This is a genomic window from Streptomyces sp. NPDC057424 (assembly GCF_042803315.1).
GTDB lineage: Bacteria > Actinomycetota > Actinomycetes > Streptomycetales > Streptomycetaceae > Streptomyces.
Map to the genome: position 1 here is coordinate 1 of NZ_JBHVCP010000046.1, position 18017 is coordinate 18017.

13 protein-coding genes are annotated in these 18017 nt (G+C 70.9%); 8 read left to right on the top strand and 5 right to left on the bottom strand.

Annotated features, from left to right (window positions below):
* The first annotated feature begins 378 nt into the window (after window positions 1–378).
* Entirely contained in the window at window positions 379–3558 is a 3180-nt protein-coding gene (locus tag ACFU3E_RS28935; protein ID WP_384164459.1) for a glycoside hydrolase, read from the top strand.
* A gap of 49 nt (window positions 3559–3607) precedes the next feature.
* On the opposite strand, the gene ACFU3E_RS28940 is transcribed toward ACFU3E_RS28935, so the two are convergent.
* Window positions 3608–5062 carry a glyceraldehyde-3-phosphate dehydrogenase gene (locus ACFU3E_RS28940; RefSeq protein WP_384164462.1) on the bottom strand — a complete coding sequence of 485 codons (1455 nt, stop codon included), beginning with the start codon at window positions 5060–5062 and terminating at the stop codon, window positions 3608–3610.
* 158 nt (window positions 5063–5220) lie between these two features.
* Between ACFU3E_RS28940 and ACFU3E_RS28945 the strand changes: the two genes are divergently transcribed.
* From ACFU3E_RS28945 to ACFU3E_RS28960, 4 genes are all read left to right on the top strand, one after another.
* The gene (locus ACFU3E_RS28945; RefSeq protein WP_384164465.1) at window positions 5221–6084 is read left to right on the top strand and encodes a hypothetical protein; all 864 of its coding nucleotides are present in this window, start codon (window positions 5221–5223) and stop codon (window positions 6082–6084) included.
* Window positions 6085–6263: 179 nt separating this feature from the next.
* On the top strand, window positions 6264–6701 hold the full coding sequence (locus ACFU3E_RS28950; RefSeq protein ID WP_384164468.1) for a Fur family transcriptional regulator: 438 nt from the start codon (window positions 6264–6266) through the stop codon (window positions 6699–6701).
* 77 nt (window positions 6702–6778) lie between these two features.
* Window positions 6779–8998: a catalase/peroxidase HPI gene (katG, locus tag ACFU3E_RS28955; protein ID WP_384164472.1), complete on the top strand. Its 2220-nt coding sequence runs from the start codon at window positions 6779–6781 to the stop codon at window positions 8996–8998.
* A 178-nt stretch (window positions 8999–9176) separates the two neighbouring features.
* Window positions 9177–9956, top strand: coding sequence for a carbonic anhydrase (locus ACFU3E_RS28960; RefSeq protein ID WP_384164475.1), 780 nt, complete (start codon window positions 9177–9179; stop codon window positions 9954–9956).
* A gap of 49 nt (window positions 9957–10005) precedes the next feature.
* Here ACFU3E_RS28960 and ACFU3E_RS28965 read toward each other — a convergent pair whose 3' ends face one another.
* On the bottom strand, window positions 10006–11397 hold the full coding sequence (locus ACFU3E_RS28965; protein WP_384164478.1) for a Tat pathway signal sequence domain protein: 1392 nt from the start codon (window positions 11395–11397) through the stop codon (window positions 10006–10008).
* Between the two features lie 118 nt (window positions 11398–11515).
* Window positions 11516–13234: a VanW family protein gene (locus ACFU3E_RS28970; RefSeq protein ID WP_384164481.1), complete on the bottom strand. Its 1719-nt coding sequence runs from the start codon at window positions 13232–13234 to the stop codon at window positions 11516–11518.
* Between the two features lie 217 nt (window positions 13235–13451).
* Here ACFU3E_RS28970 and ACFU3E_RS28975 point away from each other — a divergent pair, with 217 nt between their 5' ends.
* The 3 genes from ACFU3E_RS28975 (at window position 13452) to ACFU3E_RS28985 (ending at window position 16445) form a co-directional block, all read left to right on the top strand.
* Window positions 13452–14717, top strand: a complete 1266-nt coding sequence (locus tag ACFU3E_RS28975) for a glycosyltransferase family 4 protein (protein ID WP_384164484.1) — start codon at window positions 13452–13454, stop codon at window positions 14715–14717.
* A gap of 68 nt (window positions 14718–14785) precedes the next feature.
* Window positions 14786–15595 carry a transferase gene (locus tag ACFU3E_RS28980; RefSeq protein ID WP_384164587.1) on the top strand — a complete coding sequence of 270 codons (810 nt, stop codon included), beginning with the start codon at window positions 14786–14788 and terminating at the stop codon, window positions 15593–15595.
* A gap of 190 nt (window positions 15596–15785) precedes the next feature.
* Window positions 15786–16445, top strand: coding sequence for a YceI family protein (locus tag ACFU3E_RS28985; protein WP_384164486.1), 660 nt, complete (start codon window positions 15786–15788; stop codon window positions 16443–16445).
* A gap of 15 nt (window positions 16446–16460) precedes the next feature.
* Here ACFU3E_RS28985 and ACFU3E_RS28990 read toward each other — a convergent pair whose 3' ends face one another.
* Window positions 16461–16958: a molybdenum cofactor biosysynthesis protein gene (locus ACFU3E_RS28990; RefSeq protein WP_384164489.1), complete on the bottom strand. Its 498-nt coding sequence runs from the start codon at window positions 16956–16958 to the stop codon at window positions 16461–16463.
* Window positions 16959–17013: 55 nt separating this feature from the next.
* Window positions 17014–18015, bottom strand: a complete 1002-nt coding sequence (locus tag ACFU3E_RS28995) for an MASE1 domain-containing protein (RefSeq protein WP_384164590.1) — start codon at window positions 18013–18015, stop codon at window positions 17014–17016.
* Between the last annotated feature and the right edge of the window lie 2 nt (window positions 18016–18017).

Consider the following 18017-nt stretch of genomic DNA (forward strand, 5'->3'; position numbering starts at 1 on the left):
GCCCCGCGCGTGCTGTGAGACCCGGCCGGCCCCACGCACGCCGCTACGGCGGAGTCGGCGGCGCCCACCGGCCTCACCTGGGTCGCGACCACCGCCCCACGCCGGACATCGCACGCCCAGCCGTATGCCGCGCTGTCGCCAGCCGCCCAGCCGCCCAGCCGCCCAGCCGCCCAGCCGCCCAGCCGCCCAGCCGCACGGACAGCCGGCAGCCGGCGGCCGGCCCCCGTCATCGAAAGTCCGCCTCCTGTCCTGGCGCGCCTGTGTGCCGGAGAGCGGGTTCCCAACTCGTCCCACCTCTTGACGTGTTGATTGCCGTCCTAAAACATTCGGGAAGCTCGATTGATTCTGCGCGGTTATGTTCGCTCCCGAAGGGAATCCATGTCCAGCAGACATCGCCTCGCCCGGGCGGCACTGGCGATCACCGTCCCCCTGGCACTCGGCGCCGGCCTCGTGACCGTGCCTCCCGCCGCTGCCGCTGCCGCCGACCCGCCCGCGAGTGCGGTCACGGTACGGATCGACCCCTCCTACCAGCAGCAGGAGTTCGAAGGGTGGGGCACGAGCCTCGTCTGGTTCGCCAACATCACCGGCCGTTACCCCGAACCCATCCGGCAGAAGCTCGCCGACATGCTGTTCGGCGAGGACGGGCTCCGCCTCAACATCGCGCGCTACAACATCGGCGGCGGCAACGCCCCCGACGTCCGCAAGGACTACATGAAGACCGGCGCGACCATGGACGGCTTCTGGAAGGCCCCCGAGGGCACCACCAGGGAGGACACCGACTGGTGGAACCCGGACGACCCCGGGCACTGGGACTGGTCCGCCGACGCGGGCCAGCGCTGGTGGGTGGACCGCGTCAAGAGGAAGGTGACCCGCTGGGAGGCGTTCAGCAACTCGCCGCCCTGGTTCCAGACCGTCAGCGGCTACGTCTCCGGGGGCTTCGACGCCGGCACCGACCAGATACGGGCGGACCGCGTCGACGACTTCGCCACCTACCTGGTCAAGGTGACCGAGCATCTGGAGAAGAAGCACCGCATCGACTTCGACACCATCGCGCCGCTGAACGAGCCCAACACCGACTACTGGGGCACCCGGATCGGCCCCGACGGGCAGCCCACGGGCGGCCGCCAGGAGGGCGCGCACGCCGGCCCGGAACTCCAGCAGAAGGTCGTCCTCGCGCTGCAACGCGCATTGGGGAACTCCAGGACCCGCGCCAGGATCTCCGCGATGGACGAGACCAACCCCAGCACCTTCGTCCGCAACTGGAACGCCTACGACAGCTCCGCCCGGGCCGCCGTCGACCAGCTCAACGTGCACACCTACGGCACCGGCATGCGCACCAGTGCCCGCGACAGCGCCAAGGCCGCGGACCGGCCGTTCTGGATGAGCGAGGTCGAGGGCACCTGGGGGACCGGTACCGACTTCGACGGCATGGAACCGGGGCTCGGCATCGCCACTCGGGTCGTCGACGACATCCGTGAACTCGAGCCGTCCGCCTGGGTGTTGTGGCAGCCGATCGAGGACTCCATCCCCCAGGCGCAGGCCGGCAAGAACTGGGGCAGCATCCACATCCCGTTCAACTGCACGGCCAAGGACACCCTGGAGACCTGCCCGGTCAAGGCCAACACCAAGTTCCACACCCTGCGCAACTTCACCCACCACATCCGCCCCGGTGACCACTTCGTCAAGGCCGACGACCCCTCCAGCGTCGCCGCCGTACGCAAGTCCGGCCGCGGAGCGACGGTGGTGCACGTCAACAACGGCACGACCCCGCGCGCGGTGACCCTGGACCTCTCGAAGTTCCGGCGGGTCGCCCCCGGCGCCACCGTGACCCCCGTGGTGACCAGCGCCGACGGCGCGTTGCTCCGCGGCACGCGCGTCAGGGTGAAGAACGACTCGGCCACCGTGACCGTCCCCGCGAAGTCGGTGACCACCCTCCTCGTCGACGGTGTGTCAGGCACCGGCAAGGACGCCGCGCTGGTCCAGCCCGGCCACGTCTACCGCCTCCAGGGCGCCCGGAGCGGCACATCCCTGGCACCGGCCGCCGACGGCAACGGCGTTGTCGTCCGTACGGCAGACCCTGCCGCCAAGTCACAGCTGTGGTCCGTGAAGCAGCTGACCCGGGGCCAGGGCAACCGCGAGCGCTACGCCCTCGTCAACGCCGCGAACGGCAGGCGCCTGGCCGTACGCGACAACGAGGCCGTACTGGAAGACGGGTACACGCCGGCCGCACAGTGGATCATGTCCACCACGGGAGACGGCACCTGGACCTTCGTCAACGCCGCGACGGGCCGCCTCCTCGACGTCGTCGGTCAGTCGACCGCGGACGGCGCCCGTGTGTCGGCCCACCTCCCCACCTCCAACGCCAACCAGCGCTGGGGAGTGACCGACGAGACGGTGCTCCGCACGCAGCCGGCCAAGACGTTCACCGTCCCCGGCCGTGCGCCCGACCTGCCCACGACCGTGACGCCGGTCTTCCGCGACGGTGCCCGGGGCGCGCTCCCGGTCGAGTGGACGCTGCCCTCCGAGTCACGCTGGCGCACACCCGGAACGGTCGGCGTGAAGGGCCGGGCCACCGATGCCCTCGGCCGGACCGTCCCGGCCGAGGCGGTCGTCACCGTGGACACCATCGCCTCGACCCTCCCGGCCCGTGCCAAGACCTACACCGGCGGGCAGCCACACCTGCCCGCCACGGTCACCGGTGTCGGACGGCACGGTGGAACCGCCGACCTCCCGGTCACCTGGGACCCCGCACCCGACGGCGCGTTCGACGACACCGGTGTGGTGACCCTGCGCGGCACGGCCCGGGTCCCCGGCGGAGCCACGGCCGCGGCGACCGTACGCGTCCAGGTCACCGCACCCCGGGAGACGAACTCCGCACTGGACGAGGGCGTGGCGGCCGGCGCGACCTATACCGAGAGCGGCTACTCCGCCGAGGCCCTGCGCAACGGCACCACGTCCGAGAAGGCCTGGTCGAACTGGAGGTCCGGCACGAAGAACCCCTCCGACACCATCACCTTCACCCTGCCGGAAGCACGCGATCTGACCCGGGTCGTGACCCACTTCCACCGCGACGGCACGAACGTCAGCTTCGCGGAGTCCCTCAAGGTGCAGGTGCGAGGTTCCGACGGCACCTGGTCCGACGCGAGCGACCAGGTCCCCGTGGGCACCGAGGGGACGCCCGTGGCCGATGTTCCGGTGCGCGCGACCGGCCCGGCTACGGGCGTACGCGTGGTGATGACGGCCCGTCCGGGCGGCTACATCACCCTCGGGGAGATCGAGGTCCACGCCAAGACGCAGGGCACCTCCTCGGACGCGGCCGCCGCGTCCATCGAGCTGGACGGTGAGCCGCTGAGCGGCTTCGAACCGGACCGGACGAGCTACCGGGTGGCGGTCGACCGGCCGGACCGGGCCCGGATCACCGCCACACCGCGTGACCCCTACGCGAAGGTGACGGTCCGGGGCGGCGCGGCCAGGGGCAGGAAGGCCCACATCGTCTCCGTGACCAGCGAAGACGGGTCACGGACACGGGAGTACCGGATCCAGCTGACCCGCGGCTGAGCACACGAAAGCGCGGGGCCCGCACGCCCCGCGCTTTCGTCTTCCGGGATCAGACCGCGGGCGCCGGGTAGGTCGGGTACTCCACGCCGGAGACGTGCTGCACGACGCGGATGACCTGGCACGAGTAGCCGAACTCGTTGTCGTACCAGAGGTAGAGGATCGCGTTGTCGCCGTCGACCTTGGTGGCGCCGGCGTCGACGATCGAGGCGTGGCGCGAGCCGATGAAGTCGCTGGAGACCGCGTCGGGAGCCGTGGTGAAGTCGATCTGGCGCTTGAGCGGCGAGGTCAGGGAGACGTCGCGGAGGTGGTCGAGGACCTCCTCGCGGGTGGTCTCGCGGCCGAGCCGCAGGCTGAGGATCGCGATCGAGACGTCCGGGACGGGGACGCGGATCGAGCTGCCGGTGATCGGCGCGTTGAGCTCGGGCAGTGCCTTGGCGACGGCGGAGGCGGCACCGGTCTCGGTGATGACCATGTTGAGCGGCGCGGACCGGCCGCGGCGGTCGGCCTTGTGGTAGTTGTCCAGCAGGTTCTGGTCGTTGGTGAAGGAGTGAACCGTCTCCACGTGGCCGCGCTGGACCCCGAACTCGTCATCCATCGCCTTCAGCGGCGGCACGATCGCGTTCGTGGTGCAGGACGCGCAGGACAGGATCTGCTCGTCCGGCTTGATGGTGTCGTGGTTGACGCCGTGCACGATGTTGGGGACGTCGCCCTTGCCGGGCGCGGTCAGTACGACCTTGTCGATCCCGGGGCGCAGGTGCTGGGACAGGCCCTCGCGGTCGCGCCACTTGCCGGTGTTGTCGATGAGGATGGCGTCCTTGATGCCGTACGCCGTGTAGTCGACCTCGGACGGGTCGTTCGCGTAGATCACCTTGATCGCGTTGCCGTTGGCGACGATCGTGCTGTTCGCCTCGTCGACGGTGATCGTGCCCTGGAACTGGCCGTGGATCGAGTCGCGGCGCAGCAGCGAGGCCCGCTTGACGATGTCCTCAGCGGCCCGCCCGCCCCCGCCGCGCACGACGATGGCCCGCAGCCGCAGACCGTTGCCGGAGCCGGACTTCTCGATGAGCAGCCGGGCGACGAGCCGGCCGATGCGGCCGAAGCCGTAGAGGACGACGTCCCGGCCCTCACGGCGCTCGATCTTGTTGGCGCCCGTGGCACCGGCGACGGCCTCGGCGGTGAACTCCGCGACCGACAGCCCGCGGTCGTCCTCGCGGTACGTCGCGGCGAGCATGCCGATGTCGATCTGGGACGGCCCGAGGTCGAGCTCGGAGAGGGTCCGCAGGAACGGCAGTGTCTCGGTGACCGAGAGCTCCGCACCGGCGATCTGCCGGGCGAACCGGTGGGTCTTGAGGATGCTGACCACCGACTTGTTCACCAGGGAGCGGCTGTGCAGCAGGACCGTCACGTCCCGCTCCCGGTGCAGCTTCCCGATGATCGGGATCATCGACTCCGCGATCTCCTCGCGGTTCTTCCAGTTGGTGAACGAGTCGTCGTTGACAGTCACGAGTCCATCTTTCGAGCTAGGCGGCGCTCATATGTTAAACCGTCGATTTCCTGATCATGAACGGGGTGTCTGCGATGCCTTCGGTGGCCTCTCCGCGCGCCTCTGGGGGCAGGGCCTGAGACGATCGAAAGCGGATCTTCCGTGCGAAAGGGGTGCTCATGGACTACGACTCCGTCGCCGACGAGCTGTACGCCCTGCGCCCGGAGGAGTTCACCGCCGCCCGTGCCTCGGCGACGGCCTCCGCCCGCACCGCCGGCGACCGGGAACTCGCCGAGCGGATCCGCACGTTGCGCAAGCCCAGCCTCGCCGCCTGGGTCAGCAACCTGCTGGTCCGCAGCAGTCCCGGGGAGGTCGAGCCCCTGCTGCGCCTGGGGGAGGGGCTGCGGCAGGCTCACCAGGACCTCGACGGCGCACAGCTGCGCGAACTGAGCCGTCGGCAGCACGCGCTCATCCGTGCCCTGACGCTGCGGGCCCGGCAGCTCGCGAAGGAGGCCGGCCATCCGATCGGCGAGAGCGTGCAGCGTGAGGTCGAGAACACCTTGCACGCCGTCCTGGCCGACCCGGAGGCCGCGCACGCCTGGGCGAGCGGCCGCCTGGCGAAGCCGCTGAGCGCGGCGGTCGGCTTCCCCGCCGTCGCCGAGGGCGTCCAGACCCAGCGCCCCGCGCCCGCGCCCCCTTCCCGCCCGGGCGGGAAGGTGAGTGAGCGGCAGCGTCGCCGACTGGCCCAGGCCCGGAAGGACGCCGAAGCCGCCGAGCACGAGCTACGGGAAGTGCAGGACGAGGCGGCGGCCGCGGGTCGGGCGGCGGCGGAGGCGAAGCAGCAGGTGGACGTCCTCCAGCGGCGCGTGGAGGAGCTCGCCGGGGAGCTGGAGCGGGCCAGGGGCGAACACCAGCAGGCCCGCTTCGCCGAACGGACGGCCCGGGAACGGGCGCGCACTGCCGACCGGCGGGTCCGTGAGGTCCGCCGCAAGGTCGCGACAGCCGCAGCCCAGCTCGAACGCCTGGCCGTATCGGACGCGTGATCGACGGGCCGGCGCGGCGGTGCGCGGCGTCAGGCGCCTGTGGGGTCGCGATCATGGCGGCTGTGACCGAGTTCACACACTGCAAGTGGGCCGTCCCGCACGGTCTCACGTGCCCGACACAAAAATTGAACCGTTCGTTTTCTTGAATCGCTCGTGTTTGTGTGGCTAGGTTGGCTCGCATGACCGCATCCGGGAACCCGACCACCGCCGAGGAGCTGCGCGGTGCCGGCCTGAGGGTGACGGCCGCCCGCGTCGCGCTGCTCGAGGCCGTGCGGGAGGGTGACCACCTCGGCGCCGAGGCCGTCGCCTCCGAGGTGCGCGGCCGCGTGGGCCGCATCTCCGTCCAAGCCGTCTACGAGGGGCTGCACGCACTCACCGCGGCGGGACTCATACGCCGCCTCGACCCACCCGGCAGCCCGGCTCTCTACGAGGGGCGGGTCGGCGACAACCACCACCACCTCGTGTGCCGGTCGTGCGGAGCCGTCGCCGACGTCGACTGCGCGGTCGGCCACGCCCCCTGCCTGACCGCGTCCGACGACCGGGGCTTCGCCGTCGACGAGGCCGAGGTCATCTACTGGGGCCTGTGCCCCGCCTGCTCCACCGCCCGCAGTTCCTGAGCACGTGATCCACCCGAGCGTTCCTGAGCACGTGATCCACCCGAGCACCGTGATCCACCCCGTCCGGAAGGATTTCCATGACTGAGAACCACGACGCGATCGTCACCGACCCGAAGTCGGAGGAAGCGGAAGGCGGTTGCCCCGTGGCGCACGGCCGTGCCCTGCACCCCACCCAGGGGGGTGGCAACCGCCAGTGGTGGCCCGAGCGGCTCAACCTGAAGATCCTCGCCAAGAACCCCGAGGTGGCCAACCCCCTCGGTGAGGACTTCGACTACGCCGAGGCGTTCCAGGCCCTCGACCTCGCCGCCGTGAAACGCGACATCGCCGAGGTGCTCACCACCTCGCAGGACTGGTGGCCGGCCGACTTCGGCAACTACGGCCCGCTGATGATCCGTATGGCCTGGCACAGCGCGGGCACCTACCGCATCAGCGACGGCCGCGGCGGCGCGGGCGCCGGCCAGCAGCGGTTCGCCCCGCTCAACAGCTGGCCGGACAACGGCAACCTCGACAAGGCCCGCCGCCTGCTGTGGCCCGTGAAGAAGAAGTACGGCCAGAGCATCTCCTGGGCCGACCTCATGATCCTCACCGGCAACGTCGCGCTGGAGCAGATGGGCTTCGAGACCTTCGGCTTCGCCGGCGGCCGCGAGGACGTCTGGGAGCCCGAGGAGGATGTGTACTGGGGCCCCGAGACCACCTGGCTCGACGACAAGCGCTACACCGGCGACCGTGAGCTGGAGAACCCGCTCGGCGCCGTCCAGATGGGCCTCATCTACGTCAACCCCGAGGGCCCGAACGGCAACCCGGACCCGATCGCCGCGGCCCGCGACATCCGTGAGACGTTCCGCCGCATGGCGATGAACGACGAGGAGACCGTCGCCCTGATCGCCGGCGGCCACACCTTCGGCAAGACCCACGGTGCCGGCCCCGCCGACAACGTCGGCGACGACCCCGAGGCCGCCTCCATGGAGGAGCAGGGCCTGGGCTGGCGCAGCACCTACGGCACGGGCAAGGGCGGCGACGCCATCACCTCCGGCCTCGAGGTCACCTGGACCAGCACGCCGACCCAGTGGAGCAACGGCTTCTTCAAGAACCTCTTCGAGTTCGAGTACGAGCTCGAGCAGAGTCCGGCCGGCGCCAACCAGTGGGTGGCCAAGGACGCCCCGGAGATCGTCCCGGACGCGCACGACTCCTCGAAGAAGCACCGTCCGAAGATGCTCACCACGGACCTGGCGCTGCGCTTCGACCCGATCTACGAGCCCATCTCCCGCCGGTTCTACGAGAACCCGCAGGAGTTCGCGGACGCCTTCGCCCGCGCCTGGTTCAAGCTGACCCACCGTGACATGGGCCCGAAGTCGCTGTACCTCGGCCCGGAGGTCCCGGCGGAGACCCTGGTGTGGCAGGACCCGCTGCCGGAGGCCGAGGGCGAGGTCATCGACGCCGGCGACATCGCGACCCTCAAGACCAAGCTCCTCGAGTCGGGTCTGTCCGTCTCGCAGCTGGTGTCCACCGCCTGGGCCTCGGCGTCCACCTTCCGCGGCAGCGACAAGCGCGGCGGCGCCAACGGCGCTCGCATCCGCCTCGAGCCGCAGCGCGGCTGGGAGGTCAACGAGCCCGACGAGCTGGCGCAGGTCCTGCGGGTCCTGGAGGGCATCCAGCAGGAGTTCAACTCCGGCGCCAAGAAGGTCTCCCTGGCCGATCTGATCGTCCTCGGCGGCAGCGCCGCGGTCGAGAAGGCCGCCAAGGAAGCCGGCTTCCAGGTGGAGGTCCCCTTCGCCGCGGGCCGGGTGGACGCGACGGAGGAGCACACCGACGCCGAGTCGTTCGAGGCGCTCGAGCCGACCGCCGACGGGTTCCGCAACTACCACGGCAAGGGCAACCGCCTGCCGGCCGAGTTCCTGCTGCTCGACCGCGCGAACCTGCTCACCCTGAGCGCCCCCGAGATGACCGTCCTGGTCGGCGGCCTGCGCGTGCTGGGCGCCAACTACCAGCAGTCCCAGCTCGGCGCGCTGACCACGACGCCCGGCTCGCTGACCAACGACTTCTTCGCCAACCTGCTCGACCTGGGCATCACGTGGAAGTCGACGTCCGAGGACCAGACCACGTTCGAGGGCCGCGACGCCGCCACGGGCGAGGTCAAGTGGGCCGGCTCCCGCGCCGACCTGGTCTTCGGCTCGAACTCCGAGCTGCGCGCGCTCGCCGAGGTCTACGCGAGCGACGACGCGAAGGAGAAGTTCGTCAACGACTTCGTCGCGGCGTGGGTCAAGGTCATGAACCTGGACCGGTTCGACCTGGTCTGATCACCCCCGCATGACAGGACGCCCCGGGCCGGACGGCCCGGGGCGTCCGTGTTGCCTCCGGAGCCGTTGCCTGAGGGTTCGTCAAAAACCGTTCAAGGTAAGAACATCACTCACCCAACTCTCACCATGAAACGGCAAGGAACGCGCCCGCGCCCGAACCCGGGCATAGGTTCGGGCCGTGAACACAGATTCCGCTGCCCGTAGAGGCGCCGGCCGTGAACCGCACCCCCTTGCCGGCGCACGGCCCACCACCGGCGGCACCGTCCGCCGTACCCTCCTGCGCACCGCCCTGACCGGCGCCGCGGCGCTCGGCGCTGGCCTGGGCGCCGCCCGGCCCGCCGCCGCCACCCCGGGCCGGGACACGCACCCGAGGCCCGGCACCCCCGGCGAAGCCTTGAAGGAGCTGGCCGCGGGCAACTGCCGCTGGCGTGCCTTCCGGGAACGCCACCCGCACGAGGACCCCGCCCTCCGGCGGACGCTGGCCACCTCCCAGCACCCCTTCGCAGTCGTGCTCGGCTGCATCGACTCGCGTGTACCCCCGGAGCTCGTCTTCGACCAGGGCCTGGGTGACCTGATGACCGTGCGCACCGCGGGCGAGGTCCTGGACGAGGCGGTGCTCGGCAGCGTCGCCTACGGCGTCCTGGAACTCGGCATACCGCTGGTCGTCGTCCTCGGCCACCAGTCGTGCGGCGCGGTGCGTGCCGCCGTGGCGGCGGAGCAGTCCGGGGAGCGTCTGCCCGCCCACATGCAGTACCTCGTCGATGAGATAGGCCCGGCCATAGACCACTCCGAGGAGGGGGACGCCCGGATCGACGCGACCGTGAGTGCCAACGTCCGGCTCGTGCGCTCCCGGCTGGCCGCGGAACCCGAACTGGCCGCCAGGGTCGGCACCGGCAAGCTGGCGATCGTCGGCGCCCGCTACGAACTGACGACCCAGGCTGTCCACCGCCTCACCTGAGAGCCCGCCGCCCGGTCCGCCGCACGCGACAGCGGACCGGGCCGCTCCGTCAGACCCGCAGCGGGTTGTACCGCGCCGCCGCCATCAGGTACCAGGCGGTCGCCCCCGCGTGCCGGTACGGGTAGTAGCCGAAGCCGAATCCCGTATCCAGCGGACTGCTCGCGGACACCACCCCGCAGCGCTCGGGCAGCGCCTTCCCGCCGACGGTCTGACCGCCGCCCAGCAGGTCCTGTGCCTTCTCGGTGGAGGCGATCAGACGCCGGGCGCACGCCTCGTCCCCCCGAGCCCCCCGGTCGCGCAGGGCGAGCGCGAGGTGAGCCGTCCCCTCGAACCACACGCCGTTGCGGTCGGGTCTGGGCTGGCCGGTCGCGATCGGGGCGTCCTCGTTCGCGAGGAGGCTCGCCGAACTGAAGGTGACACCCTCGTACGACTGCCCCGCGGGCACCGTGCTGTTGACGCGGCCGGAGTGGTCCAGGACGCCCAGCTCGGCCGCGGCCCAGTCCAGCGAACGGGAGGAGCGGCGGGAGCCGAGCGCGAGGTGCGTCCATGTCTGGGTGTCCTCCGGGACGGGGGACTTGTTGACCGTGACACCGTCGTTGGTGCCGGTGTAGAAGAAGCCTCCGGACGGCTCCCACATCCGCTTCACGAACGCCTCGGCCCGCCCACGCCGCTCCACCCACACCCGGTCGCCGGTGAGCAGGGCGAGCCGGCCGAAGAGGCAGACCAGATCGGTGTTGTGCTCGGTCGAGGTGAACGGCAGTTTCTGATTCGCTCCGTCCACTCCGAACTTGTAGCCGCCGAGCGGTTCGTCGGTCCGGCCGGTCCGCTCGATCCACTCGCCGATCCGCACGGCACCGTCGAGGAAGCGGCGCGCCCCGGTACGCCGGGCGAGAGCGCTCAGCGCGATACCCGCCCAGGCCATGTCGCCCACGGCCGTGCCGGTGAAGCCGAACTGGGTCCCGATGTTGGCGGTGCCGTCCGCCCGTACGAAGCCGTCCGGCTGGAGCGATCCGTCGTAGAAGGTGTACGGCCCGACGTTGTAGGCCTGCCGGAGCCTGCCGTCGTCGTGGGCCGGGTCGTGGCCCTGGGCGTAGAGCAGCGCGTCGCCCAGCGTCTTGGCCCTGGTCGGCCCGGCCGGGGTGCGGGCCGCGAGGTGGGCCAGGATCGCGAGGGCGTTGTCGTAGGTGAACGCGGTGCTGAACAGGCCGGCCTGGTCGGTGTAGCTCTGCGTCAGGCGGATGCCGCCGTGATCGGGGTAGGCGTCCATGGCGGCGGCGAGAAAGGCGTGCCCCCGGGCCGGGGCCGATGCGGGGCGCGCACCGGCGGAACCGGCCGCGAAGGCCTGCACCGAACCGGCGGCGGTGAGCCCCGCGGCGCTGATGCCGAGTCCGGCACCGATGAGCGAACGCCGGCTGAGCGCCGGGCCTTGTCTGCCAGTCATGGATCTCCCTTGAGAGCGCTCTCAACCAGTGCGCGCTCATTGTGCTGGCGCTCCGCGGCCGGGTCAACGCCTCGTTCGGAAGGGAGAGTTGCAGAGAGAGGTGGGCCGGGGAGACGGATCACTCGCAGACGATCTCGTCACGCGGCGTGTAGTGCGTGCGGTACGGCTCGCGCTTCACTTCCCGGCCGTCGTTGTAGAAGACCCGCTCCACGGTGACGTCGAACCCTTCGAGCGGTGTCTGCGGCACGCACTCCTTGTCGTCGCTCACCTTCTTCTCGGGCTTCTTCACCTCGGTGCGCGGACCCGTCACCGACTTGATCTCGTCGTACTTGCGGGTGCCGAGGAACGAGACGGTGACGGAGGTGTCCGTGGACTCGGCCTGGATGTAGACGGCCTTGCCGGAGTCGTTGGTGAACCGCAGGTCCAGACTGCCCCAGGCGACCGTCGCCTCGCGGCCCTCCGGGTAGCGCTCGATGTAGAACGAGTGGGCTCCGTGCTCCACGGGCTTGACCCCGGCGAAGAACAGCGCGTTGTACATGGTCGTCGCGACGGACGAGACGCCGCCGCCGGACGCCTTCGTGAACTTGTCGTCGAGGATGATGATGCCGTCCATGAAGCCGTTGGCCTCGGTGCGCTCACCGACGGTCCGGTTGAAGCTCCAGGTCTCGTCCGGCTTGACGACGGACCCGTTGATGAGTTCCACCGCCCGGCCGATGTTCTTCGTGCGGTACTCGGCAGGTTCGAAGTGGACGGTGAAGGAGGACATCTTCTCCGTCAGCCCCAGCTCCGCGGCGTTCTCGCGGGTCACCTCCGGCCGGGTCTCGTGCACCTCCACCTCGCCGCTGCGGGCGGCCCCCGACTCGGTGAGCAGCGGCAGCACGGCCTTGCCCAGCGCCTTGTCGCTGACCGACCGGCCCACCGTGGCGTCCTCGGCCACCACGGCCTTGTCGCCCTCCGGCCGCAGCTTCGCGTTCTCGGCGGTGGTGGTGATGTCGTTCAGGGGACCGGCGACGGAGGGCTCGGCCCGCAGGCCCTTCGCGTCGAGTTCCGGTCTCAGGTCGCCGGCGCCGTCCGGCCGCATGGTCAGATGCTCGCCCAGCGCGTCCTGGCCGACCGTGAACCGTTCGCCGCCGGCGGTGAGCGTGACGGGGCCCGACATGGCCGGTTCCGCGAAGGTGCGTACCGCTCGCTCCACGGCGCCGGCGGTGACCTTCGGCCGGGTCTCGCGGGTGGGCAGGGGAGTGGCCGTACCGGTCTCACCCCGCAGGAAGGAGTCGCGCAGGGGCTCGACCGCGCCGTTCACGTCCAGGGCGTGTCCCGTCCGCGGTGCGACGGCCCTCACCCGCCCGTCGTCGAAGGCGACGCCGCCGTCCCTGACCTTCTGGTCGAGCCCCTTGGCCAGCTGCCCGAGAGCCGCCCGGGTCTTGCCCTCGTCGAGGCTCACGACCGGCTCGATGTCGCCGCCCGAGCGGAAGAGCCCGCCGAAGACGCTGATCGGATCGGCGCCGGTGCGGGCCGCCCGGTCGACGGTCTCCCGGACGTCATAGGACAGACCCGCGCGTTCCGGATCGATGCTCCCCGTGCGGTCGCCGACCCTCACGGGGAGGTCCCGGGAGCCGGCCGCCCCCAGCTCCCGTTCCAGCTTCCGCACCGCCTCCGCGCGGCTCAGCCCCCCGATCTCCACCCCGCGCACGGTGGTACCGGAGTCGATCTGGCCGCCGGTGAGGAGCAGCCCGGCGAGATACAGACCGCCGGCCCCCACGGCCAGCGCGCCGCCGGCCAGGGCGACCGGCGGGAGGGGGGTGACGCGTGTGACGGAGGCGATACGGGGGCGCATGGGTCTCCTGAAGATCGATACGAGGGTGCACCCGATGACGCGACGATGCGCGGGCAAACACATCAAGCTATCCACATATCAGGGGCGAAACGGTATGGCCCAGACCACTTATGCCCGAGATCATTCCGGAATCGACCGGACCGGCGCGACCGCCGGGAACGGCCACAGAGTGGTAACGACGAACAACGGTCAGGTCGTTGGCACGGTCTAGGCCACCATGAAGATCTCTTTCCTCATTCACAACGCCTACGGAATCGGAGGCACCATCACCACCACGTTCAACCTGGCCGGAGCCCTGGCCGAGCGGCACGACGTGGAGATCGTCTCCGCGTTACGCCACCGGGAACACCCCCATCTCGTCCCGCATCCACGGGTGCGGCTGCGGGCGCTGGTGGACCTGCGCAAGGAGGCGGACCATCCGCTGCACCAGAGACCGGCGAAGGTGTTCCCGCCTGCCGAGTACCGCCACCACCAGTACAGCGAGCTGACCGACCAGCGCATCGGCGAGCACCTCGACGCGCTCGACGCCGACGTCGTCATCGGCACCCGCCCGGGCCTCAACGTGCACATAGCCCGCCAGGCCCCGCGGCACGTCCTGCGCGTGGGCCAGGAGCACCTCACCCTCGACAACCACTCGCCGCGGCTGCGCACCGCCCTGCGCCGCGCCTACCGCCGCCTCGACGTGATCACCACCGTCACCGAAGCGGACGCCGCCGCCTACCGGCGCAAGATGTGGCTGCCCGGCGTCCTCGTGGAGGCCCTTCCGAACAGCGTTCCGGACCCCGCCCTGCCTCCTGCCGACTGCACCGCCAAGGTGGTGATCGCCGCGGGCCGCCTGGTTCCGGTCAAGCGCTACGACCTCCTCATCGAGGCGTTCGCCCAGGTCGCGATCGCGCACCCGGACTGGCAGCTGCGTATCTACGGCAAGGGCGAGGAGCAGCCCAGGCTGCGGGAGCTCATCGAGCGGCTCCGGCTGTGGAACAACGTGTTCCTGGTGGGGGCCGCCACCCCCATGGAGGCCGAATGGGCCAAGGGCTCGATCGGCGCCGCCGCGTCCAGCTTCGAGCCGTTCGGCATGACCATCGTCGAGGCGATGCGCTGTGGACTGCCCGTCGTCAGCACCGACTGCCCCTACGGCCCCGGCGAGATCATCCAGGACGGAACGGACGGCCGGCTCGTGCCGGTCGGGGATCGTGACGCCCTGGCCGCGGCCCTGCTGGAACTCGTCGGCGACGACGAGCGCCGCCACCGCATGAGCCGAGCCGCCCTGGACCACGCGCGCCGCTTCGCCCCCGGCCCCGTCGTGGCCCAGGCCGAACGCCTCCTGGAGACCGCCGCAGCGGCCAGGAGCACCGGCCGGACCATCACCCCGCAGGACCACCGCACCCACAGCGCTCTGACCGGCCGGGGCCATGCCGCCCGCGACGCCGCGCACACCGCTGCCGCCGGCGTCCTGCGCTCGATACGGAAGGGACGCCGATGAACACACCGGCGGACAGGACGACCGGAACGCATGCGGACGCGGCACCGAGCACACCGGAGGGCACGACGATGGACCCGCAGCGCGACACCCGCCTGCGTGCCGACTGCGCGGTCGACACCGACGGCCGGATCGTCTTCCGCCTGCCGCCGCCCCCCGGAGCCGACCCCCGGCTGCTCCTGCGGCTGCGGCCCAAGAAGGGCCGGCCCGAGACCACCCGTCACGTCCTGGAGCTGGAGCCGGACCAGGACGACGGCCACCGGCGCGCCGTCCTGGAACCGCACCCGGCCCTCGACGAAGGCCGCTGGGACGTGTATCTCCTGCCCGAACCCGGGGCCGAACGCTGTCGGCTGCGCCCCGGCCTGCGGGACCTGCGCGCCCTTGTCGACGGGCACCTGCGCGCTCGCCGCTCCCCGATCGCGGTCCGGATCCCGTACGTCACGAAGGACGGCTTCCTCGCCCTCAGGGCATGGCGGCGCACCGCGCACGCGGAGGCCCGCACCATCGACATCGCGGACCGGGCCCTGACGGTCACGGCCCGTCTGTACGGTGCCGAGCTCCGCGAGGACGCCATGGTGCGGCTGCGCCTGCGGGGCACCGACACCGTACGGACCCTCCGCCCCCGGTCCGACGACGACGGCAGGGGCTTCACCTTCACCGTCGGCCGCGAGGATCTGACGGACGACGGTGGGGGAGCGGCCCGTATCTGGGACGTCTTCGTCCGCCCCACCGCCGAGGCACCGCCGATCAGGGTCGGCCGACTGCTCGACGACGTGGCGGACCGCAAGCACGTGCACGTCTACCCGGCGGTCGAGGCGGACGGATCCACTTTCCGCCCTTACTACACCGTCGACAACGACCTCGCGATAGAGGTGACGTAAGACCGATTCGCCGATATACCCGACATGAAAATCCCCGGAGTTTCGGATGGCCGTTTCGGTGATGCGCCGAGGCAGCATGTGTGGATGTTGTGCAAAGCGGCGGCAAAAGGGGGGCAGGGGCTCGTTCTCAACAGCCGCACATCGGGAGGGGACTTGCGGCCATAACCAAAGTCAAGTACCTAGATGAATCATGAACCTGTTCAACCGCGTGGTGCCGTCCCGCCGGCAGGCACCGCTCCCCCCACAGCGCCCCGTCGGCACACCGGCATCCTCCACTGCCGTGCTGCCGGACCCCAACCTGGCAAATCTGTCCGGTGAATGGGTCGTCGACCCCGCGCACAGCAGGATCGGCTTCTCCGTCCGGCACGCCATGGTGACCACCGTCCGTGGTTGTTTCCTGGAGTACGAAAGCCGGCTCTACTTCGACGCTTACGACCCCACACGGTCACGAGCCGACATCACTCTGTTCACCGCCAGCGTCGACACCGGTGTGGAACAACGCGACGCGCACCTGGTGGGCCGTGACTTCCTCGACGCCGCGACCTATCCGCGGATGCGCTTCACCAGCACGGCGGTGGAGCAGACGGGCGCCGACCTGTTCAGCATGTCGGGCGAGCTGACCATCAAAGGCGTCTCCCGCCCCGTCGTACTCGACATGACCTACATCGGAAATGTCACCGACCCCTTCGGCTATGACCGCGTCGGCTTCGACGGCACCACCACCATCAACCGCTCGGACTGGGGCCTGACGTACAACAGCAGGCTGGCCGAGGGCGGCGCGATGGTGAGCGAGAAGGTGCGCCTGCAACTCGACATCGCCGCCATCCGCACGCCACCGTCGGGCGGCTGAGCACCCCAGGGCGTTTCAGGGCACGGCGTCGGCCCCGGCCACGACCCGGAACGTGGCCGGGCCGAGCATGAGCACCCCGTCGCTCAGGGGCGTGCACCGCACACCGCCCCGGCCGCGCAGGGCCCGCTGCGCGCCGGGGCCGATGGTCACGTCCATCCAGGCGCAGGGCCGGGCGGGACGCTGCACGGCGAACACCACCGGCCCGGTGCCGCTGTCCAGCGAGATCGTCGTACCGACGCAGGAGTCGATGTCGACACCTCTGAGGAGGATGTTGCGGCGGGTGTGCCGCAGGTCGGCGTCCGCCGGGAGGCTCTCCGAGGCCATGATGGTCACGGCCGCGTTCCGGTGAGCGGGCCGGGCGTAGTAGCGGTCGCCGACCAGCCCCAGACCCCGGCGTACCTCGACCCGGGTGACCCGCTCGTCGGACGGCCCGGGGGACGGCCCGCCGGACGGCCGTCCGGCCAGCCGGTGCGCAGGCGACACCAGCAGCTGCAGCACCTCCACTTCCGTCATGACGCCCACCCTATGTTCGGGTGACCACCGTCGACGCGGCCGGCGCCTCAGTCCGTCACTCCTCCCGCCGCCGCCCGAGCCTGCTGTCCTCCACAGGAGCCCTGCCGTCCGCCGCCTCGCCCGCGGTGAGGTGCTCCAGGACCTCGACCAGTTCCTGGCAGGCGCGCTCCACGGAACGGCGTGTGTGGATCTGCTCGGTGATCACCGCGGACAGGATCAGGGCGGTGAGCGCCATCGCTCCGTTGAAGGCCTGCAGTTTCATCATCACCTCGACCCGGCTGAGCTGTTCGAACGGTCCTGCGCGGTCGGTCGCCGCCACCGTGGTCATGACCGAGGCGAACAGGGCGCACAACAGGCTGCCGGCCAGCTGGAACCGCAGGGCCGCCCAGATCAGCAGGGGATAGACGAGGAACAGCAGACTGACGTTGCTGTGCGTGGCCAGCGGCACGAGGCAGCAGACGATGACCGCGAGCCCCGTGGCCTCCTTCCAGCGCGACAGCGGCAGCGGCAGGCGCACGCGGGACAGCAGGAGCAGCAACGGCGTGACGATGAGCACGCCCATCGCGTCACCGACCCACCAGGCCAGCCATACCGCCCAGAAGCCCGGCCATTCGAGCCTGCCCGTGGCGATCAGGATGCCGGCGCCCGTGGTCGAGCTGATCAGCATGGCGGTGAACGCGCCCAGGAACACCAGTGCGAGACCGTCCCGCAGCCGCGCGAGGTCGGTGCGGAATCCGGCCCGGCGCAACAGCAGGTACCCGGCCACGGGCGCGGCCGTGTTGCCCGCCAGGACGCACAGGGCCGAGGGCGTCAGGGCGGTGAGGGACAGGATGACGAAGAAGGCGCCCAGGGCGATCCCGGGCCAGCAGCGCAGCCCGAAGAGCAGCAGGCAGGCGACCGATACGCCGGTGGGCGGCCAGATGGGGGTGACGACCGCGCCCTCGACGACGAGTTCCCGCAACAGCCCCAGCTGCGCCGACGCGTAGTAGCAGGCGGCGACGGCCGGCGTCTGCAGAGCGACGACGGCCGGCGTACGCAGATCCTTGCTGCCCACCACAG

Coding starts and splice junctions, on each gene's coding strand:
- ACFU3E_RS28935 (WP_384164459.1), top strand. CDS start 379: ATGTCCAGCAGACATCGCCTCGCCCGGGCGGCACTGGCGATCACCGTC.
- ACFU3E_RS28945 (WP_384164465.1), top strand. CDS start 5,221: ATGGACTACGACTCCGTCGCCGACGAGCTGTACGCCCTGCGCCCGGAG.
- ACFU3E_RS28950 (WP_384164468.1), top strand. CDS start 6,264: ATGACCGCATCCGGGAACCCGACCACCGCCGAGGAGCTGCGCGGTGCC.
- katG (WP_384164472.1), top strand. CDS start 6,779: ATGACTGAGAACCACGACGCGATCGTCACCGACCCGAAGTCGGAGGAA.
- ACFU3E_RS28965 (WP_384164478.1), bottom strand. CDS start 11,397: ATGACTGGCAGACAAGGCCCGGCGCTCAGCCGGCGTTCGCTCATCGGT.
- ACFU3E_RS28970 (WP_384164481.1), bottom strand. CDS start 13,234: ATGCGCCCCCGTATCGCCTCCGTCACACGCGTCACCCCCCTCCCGCCG.
- ACFU3E_RS28975 (WP_384164484.1), top strand. CDS start 13,452: ATGAAGATCTCTTTCCTCATTCACAACGCCTACGGAATCGGAGGCACC.
- ACFU3E_RS28980 (WP_384164587.1), top strand. CDS start 14,786: ATGGACCCGCAGCGCGACACCCGCCTGCGTGCCGACTGCGCGGTCGAC.
- ACFU3E_RS28985 (WP_384164486.1), top strand. CDS start 15,786: ATGAACCTGTTCAACCGCGTGGTGCCGTCCCGCCGGCAGGCACCGCTC.
- ACFU3E_RS28990 (WP_384164489.1), bottom strand. CDS start 16,958: ATGACGGAAGTGGAGGTGCTGCAGCTGCTGGTGTCGCCTGCGCACCGG.